14 protein-coding genes are annotated in these 14,576 nt (G+C 51.7%); 7 read left to right on the top strand and 7 right to left on the bottom strand.

The genetic code is table 11. From position 1 onward, the window contains the following. Positions 1–110: 110 nt before the first annotated feature. Genes F7D08_RS03945 through F7D08_RS03935 form a run of 3 tightly spaced genes read left to right on the top strand, consistent with a single transcriptional unit; the run spans position 111 to position 5,286 of the window. Positions 111–3,209 (top strand): type I restriction endonuclease subunit R, encoded by a 3,099-nt coding sequence (locus tag F7D08_RS03945; protein WP_152209393.1) that lies wholly within the window; start codon positions 111–113, stop codon positions 3,207–3,209. Between the two features lie 3 nt (positions 3,210–3,212). Continuing rightward, positions 3,213–4,718: a class I SAM-dependent DNA methyltransferase gene (locus F7D08_RS03940; protein ID WP_152209392.1), complete on the top strand. Its 1,506-nt coding sequence runs from the start codon at positions 3,213–3,215 to the stop codon at positions 4,716–4,718. Then, positions 4,708–5,286, top strand: a complete 579-nt coding sequence (locus tag F7D08_RS03935) for a restriction endonuclease subunit S (RefSeq protein ID WP_152209391.1) — start codon at positions 4,708–4,710, stop codon at positions 5,284–5,286. Before F7D08_RS03940 ends, F7D08_RS03935 begins: the two co-directional genes overlap by 11 nt. Here the strand turns inward: F7D08_RS03935 and F7D08_RS09795 are convergent. The 5 genes from F7D08_RS09795 to xerA all read right to left on the bottom strand — a co-directional run bounded on the left by F7D08_RS09795 (position 5,237) and on the right by xerA (position 8,244). Next, positions 5,237–6,385, bottom strand: a complete 1,149-nt coding sequence (locus F7D08_RS09795) for a restriction endonuclease subunit S (RefSeq protein WP_226803368.1) — start codon at positions 6,383–6,385, stop codon at positions 5,237–5,239. The genes F7D08_RS03935 and F7D08_RS09795 overlap by 50 nt on opposite strands. 13 nt (positions 6,386–6,398) lie before the next feature. Then, entirely contained in the window at positions 6,399–6,683 is a 285-nt protein-coding gene (locus F7D08_RS03920) for a DUF4160 domain-containing protein (RefSeq protein WP_152209389.1), read from the bottom strand. Continuing rightward, entirely contained in the window at positions 6,676–6,909 is a 234-nt protein-coding gene (locus tag F7D08_RS03915; RefSeq protein ID WP_152209388.1) for a DUF7723 family protein, read from the bottom strand. The genes F7D08_RS03920 and F7D08_RS03915 overlap by 8 nt, the downstream gene beginning before the upstream one ends. Further along, positions 6,902–7,204: a DUF7724 family protein gene (locus F7D08_RS03910; protein ID WP_226803367.1), complete on the bottom strand. Its 303-nt coding sequence runs from the start codon at positions 7,202–7,204 to the stop codon at positions 6,902–6,904. Before F7D08_RS03910 ends, F7D08_RS03915 begins: the two co-directional genes overlap by 8 nt. Positions 7,205–7,272: 68 nt before the next feature. Continuing rightward, positions 7,273–8,244 (bottom strand): site-specific tyrosine recombinase/integron integrase, encoded by a 972-nt coding sequence (gene xerA / locus F7D08_RS03905; protein WP_404979652.1) that lies wholly within the window; start codon positions 8,242–8,244, stop codon positions 7,273–7,275. Between the two features lie 46 nt (positions 8,245–8,290). Here xerA and F7D08_RS03900 point away from each other — a divergent pair, with 46 nt between their 5' ends. From F7D08_RS03900 to F7D08_RS03885, 4 genes are all read left to right on the top strand, one after another. After that, on the top strand, positions 8,291–8,998 hold the full coding sequence (locus tag F7D08_RS03900; RefSeq protein WP_152209386.1) for a restriction endonuclease subunit S: 708 nt from the start codon (positions 8,291–8,293) through the stop codon (positions 8,996–8,998). Positions 8,999–9,094: 96 nt separating this feature from the next. Continuing rightward, positions 9,095–10,075, top strand: coding sequence for an ABC transporter ATP-binding protein (locus F7D08_RS03895; protein ID WP_152209385.1), 981 nt, complete (start codon positions 9,095–9,097; stop codon positions 10,073–10,075). 36 nt (positions 10,076–10,111) lie between these two features. Next, positions 10,112–11,371, top strand: a complete 1,260-nt coding sequence (locus tag F7D08_RS03890; protein WP_152209384.1) for an ABC transporter permease — start codon at positions 10,112–10,114, stop codon at positions 11,369–11,371. Continuing rightward, positions 11,358–12,779 (top strand): ABC transporter permease, encoded by a 1,422-nt coding sequence (locus F7D08_RS03885; protein WP_152209383.1) that lies wholly within the window; start codon positions 11,358–11,360, stop codon positions 12,777–12,779. The genes F7D08_RS03890 and F7D08_RS03885 overlap by 14 nt, the downstream gene beginning before the upstream one ends. Before the next feature lie 19 nt (positions 12,780–12,798). Here the strand turns inward: F7D08_RS03885 and F7D08_RS03880 are convergent, their stop codons facing one another. Both F7D08_RS03880 and F7D08_RS03875 read right to left on the bottom strand, forming a co-directional pair. After that, positions 12,799–14,280 (bottom strand): ATP-binding protein, encoded by a 1,482-nt coding sequence (locus tag F7D08_RS03880; protein WP_152209382.1) that lies wholly within the window; start codon positions 14,278–14,280, stop codon positions 12,799–12,801. Between the two features lie 86 nt (positions 14,281–14,366). Then, positions 14,367–14,576 carry a helix-turn-helix domain-containing protein gene (locus F7D08_RS03875; protein WP_152209381.1) on the bottom strand — a complete coding sequence of 70 codons (210 nt, stop codon included), beginning with the start codon at positions 14,574–14,576 and terminating at the stop codon, positions 14,367–14,369.

The following is a 14,576-nucleotide window of genomic DNA, read 5'->3' as shown; positions in this document are numbered from 1 at the left end:
GTTCTTTTTGGTTCGCGTCGAACCAAGCAAAATAATGTGCCGGATAGTAGCATGGTTTGATGTTTCCGGTAAGTTATTCAACGCGCGAAGAGGCAAAGGGAACTTTGAGCATGACCGATCATTTGTCTGAGCTGGAAAGCGATAAGAATATCTCCTCTTTTGATGAAGCTATGTTTGAGCAAGCGATTATTCAGCATCTGCAATCGCTGGGATACGAATGGCTATATGGTCCGGATGTAAGTCGTACGGATGAGTCTTATCGTGATGCCTTACTTCCCGGAGTGCTGGAAGATTGCTTACGGCGTATTAACACTAAAGCTCATCCTGCAGCTCTCACGGAGGCTTTACGCAAGATAATGGATATTGAAGGGGTGGATTTGCTGTCCCGTAATATCCAATTCATGGATTATCTTCAATCCGGTGTTGAGGTGTCCTTCTTCGATGGGAAGAAGATGGATACCGATCATGTGAGAATTATTGATTTCGAACATCCGGAACGCAATGTATTCAATGTGGTTAATCAGTGGACATACGTTGAATATGAGGAGAAGCGTCCTGATGTCATTGTGTTCGTGAACGGCATGCCGTTAGTGGTGTTTGAACTGAAATCACCGTCACGAGAAAATGTCGACGCTTCAGATGCATACCTGCAGTTACGCAACTATATGAAGGTCATTCCTTCGTTATTTGTATATAACGCGTTCTGCGTGATGACGGACATGAGCGATACGCGTGTAGGCACTATCACAGCCAATGAAGACCGTTTCATGCAATGGAAGACCGCTGATGGCGATTATTCAAAGATTGCCAACAGGATTGCTGTTCGATGGACCACACTAATTGACGGTATGTTCCCTAAAGAACGCTTGCTTGATATTCTTCGCAATTTTATCTGCTTCTCAAAATCCGAAGACGGAACTGCAAAGATTCTTGCCGCGTACCATCAGTATTTCGGTGTCCACAAGGCAGTCGAAAGCACTTTGCATGCCATGAAAAGCGATGGCAAGGCCGGAGTGTTCTGGCATACGCAAGGTTCCGGTAAATCATTGTCGATGGTGTTCTACGCGCATTTGCTAGCTGAACAGGTAAGCAGTCCGACAATTGTGGTGACTACAGATCGTACTGATTTAGATGGGCAACTGTATAGTCAGTTCTCTAAGTGTTCGGACTTCTTACGTCAGATTCCCCAGCAAGCGGACAGCCGAGAGAATCTCATTGAACTACTGGATAATCGACAGGCAAACGGCATCATCTTCACAACGATGCAGAAGTTCAGCGAATCCGATGAACCATTGTCTGAACGCCGCAACATCGTGGTCATGGCCGATGAAGCGCATCGCAGCCAGTACGGTCTGGAAGTGAAATTCCACGCGGACGGCACGCATTCAGTGGGCGATGCACTGAAAGTGCGCCAAGCACTTCCGAACGCATCCTACATCGGCTTTACCGGCACTCCGATCGAGACGCAGGACAAGTCCACGCGTGAGATATTCGGCGATTACGTGGATGTGTATGACATGACCCAGTCGGTTGAAGATGGAGCCACGCGTCCGGTGTTTTATGAGAGTCGCGTGGTATCGCTCAAGCTGGATGAGAAGGTGCTGCACGAACTGGATGAGCAGTATGAAAGCATCGCAGATGATGCCGACGAAATGGCTATTGATCGCAGTAAACGTGATTTGGCGACGGTGGACAGTGTTCTTGGGGCTCCGGAGACCATTGATTCCCTGTGCCGAGACATCGTGAAGCATTATGAGGAAAACCGAGCGGACGAGCTTACTGGTAAGGCACTGGTTGTTGCTTATTCACGCACCATCGCCATGCGTATGTATGAGAAGTTCCTTGAATTGCGCCCGCAGTGGGCAGACAAAGTGCATGTGGTCATGACCTCATCGAATCAGGATCCGGAGGAATGGCATAAGGTCATCGGAAATAAGGCGCATAAGCTGGAACTGGCTAAAGAGTTCAAGGATGATGATAGCCCGTTCAAAATTGCCATCGTTGTGGATATGTGGCTGACCGGTTTTGATGTGCCTTCTCTATCCACGATGTACGTGTACAAGCCTATGAAGGGCCATAATCTTATGCAGGCTGTAGCTCGAGTGAATCGCGTGTACAAGGGCAAGGAAGGCGGCCTGATCGTCGACTACATCGGCATTGCCGGGGCACTGAAACGCGCGATGCATGATTACACCAAGCGTGATCGGGAACGCTATGGCGATATGAACGTGGCCGACACTGCATATCCACTGTTCCTTGACAAGCTGAGCGCATGCCGCGACTTCTTGCATGGTTTGGACTACCAAAGCCGAATCCACACCAATTCCGCCGAACAAATGGCCAACGCCATCGCGGATGGAGCGGATTACTTGCTCGACCCAGAACGCGAAAAAGATCGTAAGGACTTCATCAAGTGCGCCAAAGAAATGGCTCAGGCGTTCGGTTTATGTCGCAGTATGGTCGCTGATGAACTGAAGATTGAAGAAGCGTACATTGATGTGTTGCGTACACAGATGCTGAAAGTGTTGAATGCTAATCCAGGCAATCCGCGTATGTCTTTGAAGGAGATTAATAAACAGATTGCCGCAATCATGGAGCAAGGTGTGCACAATGAAGGCGTCATCGATCTATTTGAAGATCGGACGGTTGAAGTGTCACTGTTTGATGAATCGTTCCTTGCTGAAGTCGCTCAAATGAAGCAGAAGAATCTTGCGGTGGAACTGCTACGCAAGCTACTTGACGATCAGGTCAAAGCGTATCGCAAGAAGAGTGTGGTTCTGGCTGGCAAATTCTCAGAGATGCTACAGCAGTCGGTCAACGCATATCTCAACGGCATGCTCACTAACGCCGAGGTCATTCAGCAACTATTGGATATGGCCAAGGAGATCATGGCGGCACGTCAGGAAGGCAAGGCACTTGGTCTAGACGAGGAGGAGCTTGCTTTCTATGACGCGCTGACCAAGCCGCAAGCCATCAAGGATTTTTATGAGAATGACGAGTTAGTCGCCATTACCCGAGAGCTGACTGACACGCTGCGCAAGAACCGCACGATAGACTGGCAGAAGAAAGAAGACGCTCGCGCTCGCATGCGTAAGTCGATTAAGCGATTGCTGAAGAAGCATAAGTATCCGCCAGATGAGGTGCCAGAGGCCATCGAGACGGTGATGCAGCAATGCGAGTTGTGGGTTGACTACGGAGAGGGAAACTGATTCATGGCGAAAAAGACAAGCACCAAAGCCCTAGGCTTTGAGGAGCAGATTTGGGATGCGGCTTGTAAACTGCGCGGCAACATTGATGCTTCGGAATACAAGAACGTTGTGCTTGGTTTGATTTTCCTCAAATACATATCGGATAACTTCGAGGCTAAGCACGCCGAGCTCGTGGCCGAAGGGGAAGGATTCGAGGAAGATCGCGACGAGTACACGTCCGAGAACATCTTCTGGGTGCCCAAAGAGGCTCGATGGGAAGTCGTGGCGGCGGCTGCGCATACGCCCGAGGTGGGCAAGGTCATTGATGAGTCGATGAGACTGATCGAGCAGGAGAACAAAAAGCTCAAAGGCGTACTGCCCAAGAACTTCGCACGTCCTGAGCTGGACAAACGTCGGCTCGGGGAAGTGGTCGACCTATTCACCAATGTGAAAATGGCCGAAAACGGCGATACGCATGATCTGCTTGGCCGCACCTACGAGTACTGCCTGTCGCAATTCGCATCGCAGGAAGGCAAGAACGCCGGCGAATTCTACACGCCGAAGTGCGTGGTGAAAACACTGGTCAATGTGCTTGAACCGTTCAAGGGGCGTGTCTACGATCCTGCGTGCGGTTCCGGTGGCATGTTCGTGCAGTCCGCCGAGTTCGTGCGCAATCATCAGGGCAACATCAACAACATCTCCGTCTATGGTCAAGAGTCAAACCCGACCACGTGGAAGATGGCCACGATGAACCTTGCCATTCGTGGTATTGATGCTGATCTTGGCCCAAAGAACGACGATACGTTCTTCAACGACTTGCATCGCACCGAACGGTTCGATTACATTCTTGCCAACCCGCCGTTCAACCTGTCCGATTGGGGCGGCGATAAGCTCAAGGACGATCCACGCTGGGAATATGGTGTACCACCCGAGGGCAACGCGAACTTCGCATGGATGCAGCATATGATCCACCATCTGTCACAGACCGGTCGTGTCGGGCTGGTGTTGGCCAATGGCTCGTTGTCGTCTCAAACGAACAACGAAGGTGAGATTCGCAAGAACATCGTCAACGCCGGGCTGGTGGAAGGCATTGTCGCCATGCCGACGCAGCTGTTCTTCTCAACGCAGATTCCAGTGTGCTTGTGGTTCCTGCGCAAAGGTCGCCCTGTTGACTCTAAGACGTTGTTCGTGGATGCTCGCAACATGGGCACGATGATCAGCCGCTCGCAGAGAACGCTCACTGACGAGGACATTCAGAAGATCGCTTCCACGTTTGATGCATTTCGTGACGGAACGTTGGAAGAGGAGAAAGGTTTCTCCGCGGCGGTATCCATCGAAGACATCGCCAAGCAGGATTACATTCTCACGCCGGGCCGCTATGTCGGCATCGCCGAACAGGAAGAAGATGACGAGCCGTTTGACGAGAAGATGAAGCGTCTGACCGGCGAACTCGCCAAATGCTTCGAGGAATCCAACCGACTGCAAGCCGAAATCAAAAAGAATCTGGAGGCGATTGGGTATGGGCTGTAATCAAATAGTGCCACTTCGTGATTGTATTTCGCTTGTTATCGATTATCGTGGAAAAACACCTAAGAAATTGGGACAAGAATGGTCTTCGTCGGGGTACCGAGCATTGTCTGCGAGGAATATCAAGACCGGCCAAATTGTTCAGGCTGAGAATATTCATTACGGAGACAGCGATTTATATCATGCTTGGATGAAGGATGAAGTTCAGCGAGGCGATATTCTCATTACTTCAGAAGCCCCGTTTGGCCAGATTTACCGTTGGAATAGTGATGAAAAAATTATTCTCAGTCAACGCCTGTTCACTGTTCGGCCCAATAGCGAGATCTGTGACTCTCGCTATCTCTATTACTGGATGTGCAACAGTTCATTTCAAGAAGAACTGAAAAACAGAGCTACTGGCACGACCGTTGTAGGTCTGCGACAGCCTGAATTGCTGAAGTGTTCAGTAGTTCTGCCTGTGATGGAAATTCAGTTGCGTATTGCCGAGCTGCTCGGGACTATTGATGCTGAGATCACTAACCTTAATCAAACAAACGGCCATTTGTATGAACGGTTTGAGTTGGCAGCGTAGGAAGCTCGATCTTCGACACATCAATCTCGCCAGACATGAGCTTGGGCAACAATGCATCGCGAAGCATCGTCAGTCTTCTTGATTCGATGCTTGCGTTCCTGATTTGCCTGATTACAGGATCTGCGAACTTGCAGTAATCCTGAATCTCTGACGCATTCGGGTTCGGCACAGTGTATGCAAGAGTGTCATTAGGATGGACTCGTTGACGAGAACCTGTGGAGCCAGTCACATGTCCCTCAAGATAACCAAAAAATCTGTCCTGCATCAAAGCTGAGCAATAGAAGCTATAATCCTTTTCATTATCGGGAACATATTCGATAAATTCTGTAGAACATATCGCGTTTTCGTCGTTTATCAACTGCGGCAGCCATAGACGTCGTGTTGTTGGATTGAGCTTCGACACCAGGACGGAATTCGGCACGACCTCATATTTGTTGCTTTTAATTGTGTTTCCCAGTTCAAAAGAAGGGTATTGTTCGGCATCAAATGCTGGAATGCTGTAATGTTCCCAATACTTATCTGGGTTATTGGCAGGTTTTACCGTCTTTTTCCAGATGGAAACAACGCTTCCTAAATCGCTAATAGGCGTATCCTCATTCTCAAATCTATGGGCGAATTCAATCTTAAGCAATTCCAACAAATGGCCGTTTGTTTGATGAAGATTGTTGATTTCTTGATCGAAAGAGGAAAGAATCTTAGAACATTGTCTCTGTACTGTAAGCGAGGGAAGCGATACCACCTGTTTGGAGAGCGTCTTGACTGAGAGACCTGGTTGTGCGGACTGTGCAGATAGACTACCAAGATGCATGGTTGATAGCAGATACGCGAGATAACGTGTATCCGCTTTATCGTTTGCTTGCGCGACGACTGCGTGCTCGGTCATATAGGCGCGGCCTATAAAAAAACGTACATTCCCGCAGTTCGCGCCTTGTCTTCCGATAATGGCGCACTCGCCATCGAAATTATATGTCTCCGTACGTCCTCGTTCCCCGTTGCCTCCAATGACGGGGTATTTCCCGTTGTGATAGAGTTCGCTGGAGCGGATTCCTTTCCCGCTACTTAGGCGAGTACATACATCTCTCAACTCGAAATCGTTCATTGGCTTTGCTTATCTACTTTGCTTGCCCGTAAAAGTCTTCGGTGCTGTACTCTTTCCATTTGAGGTACATTTCCCGATAGTTCTTCTTGATGAATTTCTGGATAGTGGCGGCTTCCTTTGCGGTGAGCCTGCCTTGTCGTTCGAGGGTAGTGTCACCGTTGGCTTTGACAAAGAATTTTGCGGAACCTGATTCGGTGAGCTTGGTGTCGCTGGCGTGTACATGCATACATTCGATGACGCAGAACGATGTGAAATACAGGTAATATCCGGCGACCATGAACTGGAAGTATTTAGGCATGGTCTTCCTCCAGAAACTCCTTGTTGTTCCGGTAGTATTCCTGTACGATGCCGACCTCCATGTCGTCCATGCTGGTTTCCAGCACGCTGCCATCATGGTCGAGTACCAGAGCTGATTCGGGCGCATTGAGATTCAGCACCTTGACGTGTCCGTCATCTGTGTTGGTGAACGCATAGCCGTTCACAATCATTCCTGCGCTACCGGCAATCGAAGCGATGTCAGGCATGGGCTATCTCGACTTTCTTGATTGGTTGTAGGAAATGATCGGCATCAATGTACAGGTCGCTCAATATTGGTGCCAAGTCGATATATTCCTCTTCTGGCGCAGTGTTGTGCTTGTATTTTGCATTCACGACGAGATATCCGTTGTCCCATTGCTTGACACCGGTATATCGCTCTAGCGAATAAGGAGCGCGGAACCGAATACGGGCTTTGCCATATTCAAACACAGTAAAGCCGTTCTCTGCACTAAGATATGCAGTATGATTCGAATGCCTTGAACTGATTTGAGATGTGCTCAAAGTGCTTCTCCTTTCAGCTTTACCGGGGATGATTTGTACTGGTTTCGATTATAGAAGGATAACGCTGATTACCCTAGATACTTTCGATGTGATGCCTTCACGTTGCTTTGACTGACCAATGCATACTGCATAGTGGTGTCTATCTTGACATGACCGAGCAGTTTCTGCACTTGTTCCACTGGCATGCCGCGATTGATGGCGTTGGTGGCCATAGTGCGGCGGAACTTATGCGGGTGGATGCGGGGAAGTTGCAGTTTCCTTCCGAGAGTGCGCAGTCGACTTTCTACGGAACAGATGGCGATGCGTTTGTGGCTGCCGTTGAGACTGACGAACAAGGCGGGGTTGGTGTCGTTGCGACCTTGCAGATATTCCTTAAGGTGAAGCTTGGCTCTGGCGTCGAAGTAAGCTTTTCGTTCCTTGTTGCCTTTACCTTGCACGATGCATTCACGTTCGTGGAGATTAATGCTGTCACGGTCAAGTTTTACCAATTCGCCGACTCGCATGCCGGTGGAGGAGAGCAAGTCGATTATTGCGAGGTCTCGTGGCGTTTCGCAGCCGTCTCGCAAACGCTCCATATCTTCGTCTGAGATGGTTTCCTTGACTCTAATCGGAGCTTTCACTCGACGTATCTTGCGTGCCGGGCTTTTGACGATATAGTCCTCATCCTCTAACCACGAGAAAAACGTGGCGAGAATCCGCCGGATATTGTCTACTGTGACTTTGCCCACGACATGCGTTGCCTGATATTCGGCGAGATAGGCGCGAAGCTGTTCAGTGTCCACTTGGGGCAGGGGAGTGGTGGTTTTCCTGATGTAATGGGTAAGCGTTGAATCGTAGTATTTCAACGTTCGTTCGCTACATCCTTCAAGTTCCTTGGCGGTAAGGAATGAACTTAGGAGTTTTTCGGCTTCGTTACTGTTAGCAGTGTTTATCTCCGCTATGAGATTGGAAGATAGTACGCCTTTGAGTTGTTTGAGCTGACGTGCGTCCAACGTGTTCTGCATAGCTTTCAGTATTGAGTCAATAGTGCTGTTGCCAATCATATGGGTCTTTCGCCTGAATGTATGTGGGGTATTCGCATACATAATGCGAACCACAGAAAAGCAGTGTTTTGGACGGGCAAACGGCCATTTGTTGGAGATGTTATCAACTAAGCACAATGACAGTTTTGGCTCTCATCTTGATGCCGAATTGCGCGACATTTGTGTTCTCGTAAAAGAAAAGACCACAGTTGAAAATGCGGATCTCAATACCTATGTTTCAACGGAAAGTCTTATTTCCGATAAAGGCGGCAGACAACAGGCTGCTGGATTGCCGATATCTGGTAAAGTGACAATGTACAAATCGGGCGACACCTTGATTTCTAACATTCGTCCTTATTTTAAGAAAATATGGTTTGCTGATTGTAGTGGTACTTGCTCGAATGATGTACTAGTCTTCCGCGCAAAGAACGAGAATCTGGCACCCTATATCTTTTCCGTTCTTTACTCGGATGCGTTTTTCAGATATATGGTTGCGGGTTCTAAAGGAACAAAAATGCCGCGTGGCGATAGAAATCAGATAATGTCCTATAACGTTTCCAGTATCAGTGATGAAGCACAAGCATTTTCTAACGAAGCTAAAACAGTTTTGAATCTTATCTCCAATAACACCAAAGAAATCACTGCACTTGAACAACTTCGTGACGCACTACTGCCCAAGCTGATGTCTGGCGAGATTGATGTATCACAGGTTGAACTGCCTACGCTGCCAACTCAAACCGTTCATACAAATGGCCGTTTGCTGGGCCAATGACAAATGTCATGGCTGCCATGAGAACTCGTGACGAAAGTGGCTGGTTGTGTGCATGTGCGCTTGGGATGATGGAATCATCCAAGGAAGGGAGTGATCATGGCAGACGAAACCACTGCAACCACTCAGGCCGCGCAGGCCATTGTTCCCGCGGTGCATGTGAGCCAACTGGTCAAGCGATACGGCGATATGGTGGCGCTCGATTATTTCGATCTCGACGTACAACAAGGCGAGATCTTCGGACTTCTGGGCCCGAACGGCTCCGGCAAAACCACCGCAATCAATTGCATTCTGGCGCTACTCACCTATGATTCCGGCACCATCCGCGTATTCGGCGAGCCGATGACGCCAACCAATTACGCGTTGAAGCGCCGCATCGGCATCGTGCCGCAGAACGTGGCCGTGTTCAACGAGCTCACCGTGGCGGAGAACATCGACTACTTCTGTTCGCTGTATGTGCCGAAGAAGGCCGAACGCGCACCGCTCGTGGAAGAGGCCATTGACTTCGTGGGGCTGCGTGAATTCCGCAAATACCGGCCGGGCAAACTTTCCGGCGGTCTCCTGCGCAGACTCAACATCGCGTGCGGCATTGCGCATAAGCCCGATCTGATCTTCTTCGACGAGCCGACCGTGGCCGTCGACCCTCAGAGCCGTAACGCGATTCTCGAAGGCATTCAAAAGCTCAACAAGGCCGGAGCCACTGTAATCTACACCAGCCATTACATGGAGGAAGTCGAACAGATCTGCGATCGCATTCTCATCATGGATCATGGCCGTCATCTGGCGCTCGGCACCGCCGAAGAGCTGAAGAACATGATCGACACCGGCGAGCGCATCGCCATCGAAACCCTTGATTTGTCCGACGAGGCACTCGCCGAGGTGCGCAGGCTCGGCTTCGTCATCGAAGCCACCTATAACGGGCGGGAGCTGGAAGTGCGGTGCCGACGAGGTGAGCACAATCTTATGGACCTGCTTGCCGTATTGCGTGCCGCCGGAGCGAATATCGGACATTTGGCCAGCCGACCGCCCACCTTGAACGACGTGTTCCTGGAACTCACCGGCACGGCGTTGCGCGACTGAGTCAGTCGCCGCCAATCGATAAGGAAAGGAGGAGCCATGTGGAGTACATTCATCGTCTCATTGAAATCAAACCTGAGAGACAGAAGCGCATTGTTCTGGCTGATCATCTTCCCCATAGCACTTGCCACGATGTTCAACGGCGTGTTCGGCAATCTCGACAAGGCCATGAGCATCACCCCAGTATCCGTGGCCGTTGTGGAAGATTCCAACTGGGATAATGCAGTGGATGCCAGTACGCTGATCTCCGCGCTATCCGGGGAACAGAAGAACCCCAAGACTGCAAACAACAGCAGGGGAGCTGTGACCGGCGATATCAAAGTCGATGTGAAGCTGCTGGATACCACGGCCGTCCAATCCACAGCGCAAGCCCAGGAACAACTTGCCAAGAACAAAGTGGACGGCTACATATCCGCCGATGATAAAGGACGCATGTCGCTCACGATAAGCAGCGACACCGCCGCCAAAGCCACAAACGGCACGCAAGAAGCCGGGCTCGATGTGTCGCTGGATGCACTGGACAATGTGATTGGCCAATACAATCGCACCAGCGCAACCGTACTGGCCGTACTCAAAGACAATCCAACCGCGGCGATGGCGCAATCATTCTGGCAAGGCATCAATTCCGCGGCAGGCGGCACGCGTGAGATCTCGCTCACCAATTTCAAGCCCAGCGCAATGGCTCGGTATTATTACGCGCTTATGGGCATGGCCTGCCTGGTGGCCATGTCATACATGATCTACACGGTCACCACCTCGCAGGCGAATCTTTCCGCCCTGGGCATCCGACGGACCGTAGCCCCGCTCGGACGAGCCAAGCAGTTGGTGGCGGGATTCCTTGCCGGATGGCTCTGCACCAGTGTTTCCCTGCTGATAGCGCTCGCCTATATCCGGTATGGCTGCGGCATTGAGGTCGGCGGGCGCGACGGGTTGGCTGTACTGGCTGTAATCATCGCATCCTTCATGACTTGCTCACTTGGCACCATGATTGGTGCGATACCGAAACTTACCGCTGGCGTCAAGCAAGGGCTGTCGACGGCAATCGCCTGTTCGCTGTCATTGTTCAGCGGCCTGTACGGCGGATTCGCCATGGACTTGAGCGATGTGATCACTCGTAAAGCTCCGATTCTCGCCGCCATCAATCCGGCGCAACAAGTCACGAACCTGTTCTATTCGCTGATGTATTACGACAGCTATCAGCCGTTTATCCAAACCTGTGCCATCTTATTCGCGATGAGCGCGGTATTCCTTACCGCCGGAGTAATCATGCTGAGGAGGCAACGCTATGAACACCTATAAGGCCACCGTGCGCGTGCTGCTCGCGCACCGGACATACATCATCGTGTATCTGATTCTGATGGGCATCATGATGTTCACGCTCAGCTGGTCGCAGCTTACCGCCTCCATGCAGCCTGTAGTCGATACGTACGAGCCGGATAAGGTCAACGTTGCTGTTATCGATCGCGACGGGAACCGAGGCGGCATAGCCAAGGGTCTGCGCAACTATCTCTCCGAATCCGCCACCATGGTTGAACTTGACGATACCGCTCAGTCCTTGCAACAAGCCGTCGCCTCGAACTGGGTGGACCTCATCGTCGTCATTCCGCGCGGCTACGCCGACGAATTCCTCGACGCCGCGCAATCCGGCAAGGATATGCCGACACTCGAAACCGTCACCAGCTACACCTCGGGAGCTGGAACCATCGGCAATATGAATGTGAGCGGATTCCTTTCGATCGCCCGAATCACGCTGATTGGTGAACACGTCAATCTCAGCAAGGAAGCGCTCGCCTCATGGATTACCTCCGTGGGCGCGAACACAAACGTCGACTGGCCTCATATAGCGGATGATGCTGGTGCCATCAACATTGATTCTATGCCTGAGGGAACGTTGAGCAGTCTCACGATGAATGACGTGGAGACCGCCGCCGCCCATGCTGCGGATATGGCACATGACGCTGATGTAAATCGTGCTGTCACGGTGAAAGCCGTTGCCTCGCGCGACAAAACCCATCAGGAAAGCGATCCAGTAGCAGTGGGATTCGGCGGCACCATGCAAACCGCATTGTATCCGCTGTTCCTTACGCTCACCGTATGCGTGAGCTTGGTGGCACGTGTATTTGGAACAGGCGAATTACGCCGCAGGCTCGTGGCCTCTCCAGTGGGAATGAAGATCGGCTTGAACCGTATGGTGGCACTGTGCGGTTTCGCGTTGCTGATTTGCGTGGCCTATATGGTTGGAGCTCTGGGGCTCACCGCTGCGGCTGGCGGCCATCTGGCTTCACTGTCGGTAAGCGGCGTAATTATGGCGTTCCTTTCAGCTGTGATGTTCAGCTTCATGTGCGTGGCCTGTGGATTCATGCTTGGTGAGTTCGGAGCCTCCGATATGGTTGCCAACGGATTTGCCAATGTGTTTGGCTTGCTGATTCTCTTCGCATCGGGGATTGCGGTTCCGACGAGCATGATGCCTGATGTGATGGTTACCATCGCGAAAATAACGCCGGGATGGTGGTATTGCGCAGCGATTGACAGCGCACTGGGCGTGGCGGCAACCGCCGGCGCGGATTGGACGGGATGGGCTGTTGCAACCGGTATTGTGGTATTATTCGCCATCGCGTTCGTCTGCGTCGGACTTGCGGCAGGACGATTCCGTCGTACACGTCCCGTCTTGGCTGCTCCTGCTGCAACTGAGCTTGCTGAGAGGTAGCGAAACACAGCTGGTTTTGTTATAGACCTTTGAGTCGATAGCGTTGGGTCGGATCGTCTTGGAACTTCACCTTGGCGACCCGGCCCTCGCGTATCAGCTCGCGCATGCCGGAAGTGGCGGCCAGGGGAGTGAGCTGCAGTTCGCGGATGATTTCTTTGATGCTCATTGCCGAATGACGTTCCAGCACGGTCAGAATCGCTTTGGAGATATCGCTAGGTGTACTGTTCTTTGCAGTGCGATGCTTGGTGATGGTCATCGTGAACGTATTGATATCGTTCTGTGCGGTCGCCGGCTCAATGCCCGCTTCTCGCAAAGCTGCGGCAATCCGTTGCAAACCATCGCCGCCTTCCGGATTGACGAACCCACCATCCGGGTACGGTGTGGACTCCAACAGCGTAAACAGGAACTGATTACGGGTGGAGACGAACGGTACTCCGGTCACCGGATTCGGATTCGCCAGCACATCATGGGTCACCGTACCGTACAAACCGCCAGGATTGGTGATTTCGATACGGTTGGTAAACACGCTGATACGCACCTGCGTGCCACGCGCATCGGGGGAGTAGTCGCGGTGGGTGAGCGCGTTCGCTATAGCTTCCCGCAGCACTACTGGCGGATAGTCAAGTTTCTTGGCACCCACCCACTGCATCAATGATTCCACGGCATCATTAATCATCACTGGAATCGGTCCCACAATGGTTTTCGTGGCTACCAGGCGTTCATCTCCGCGGAACACTTCATCCCTGTCCGTACCAGGGAACACGGCAATCGCAATAGACAACCGGGGATAATATTTCTGCGGATACCGGCCCAGCGCCAACAATCCCGCAAGCGTGGGCCGGAGCACGCCACCCACTTCGCTCTCGTCGGAATCATCATGGCGTAGCACCTGCAAATCCAGCAGTGTGCGGGTGGCCTCGCGGTCTGCGAACACATGAGGATGCTGCTCGCGGGCACGGGCCAGCAATCCTGCAACCAATGTTGGATCAAGATCATCAGTGGTGGCATGCGGCACGATATCCAAGTCATACGTGGGCTGCAGATGCTCTTCAATGAGACGGTCTACTTCGTAGGAGGTCATCCGGCGGTCACCGTCGCCGGTGCGGATGAACGAACCGCCGTGCGGGCCGAGCGCGGTAGTGAAGCAGGGCTTATCGCGCGGAAGCATTTCATCGACCCGGGCGAATACCAGGTTCGAACCTTCGAATGGGCAGGTCACAATCACCGGGCGCACCACCGGAGTCATTTTCTCGCATGCTTGGCTCAACGCTTCCTGCATGGCACGGGCGTTGAAATCCTCAACTGGGGTGAAACCGTTCTTTTCGGAAAGTCCAAGAATGATCCATCCGCCGGAACCATTGGAGAATGCGGACAATGTATCGGTGATGGTGGAGGAGATGCGGCGCTTGCATTCCTTGACCTCGCACTGTTGCGTATCGTTGCCGATCATGCGCATCAGCTCGATGAGCTCGGTCATCTTCGCGGTGTAGTCGTCAACCATAATGCGCCTCCTTGCCACTATTGTGCCGCATGAGTGTTCGGTATGCCTTGCCTCAAGCGGGGAGGGTACGCCAATTCATCGAAAATTCACTCGTCTGGTGTGTACTCGAGAATGTCGCCAGGCTGGCAATCCAAGGCTTTGCAGATGGCATCGAGTGTGGTGAAGCGTACCGCTTTCGCGCGCCCATTTTTCAGAATTGATACGTTGGCGGGTGTGATGCCGATCTGTTCGGCCAATTCTCCTACGCCTATTTTGCGTCTGGCCATCATCACGTCCAGATTGATGCGAATGGCCAT

The organism is Bifidobacterium cebidarum (assembly GCF_009193305.1).
Classification (GTDB): Bacteria; Actinomycetota; Actinomycetes; order Actinomycetales; family Bifidobacteriaceae; genus Bifidobacterium; species Bifidobacterium cebidarum.
Note: the sequence above shows the minus strand (reverse complement) of the source record. Positions and strands in the feature narration are given on the sequence as shown.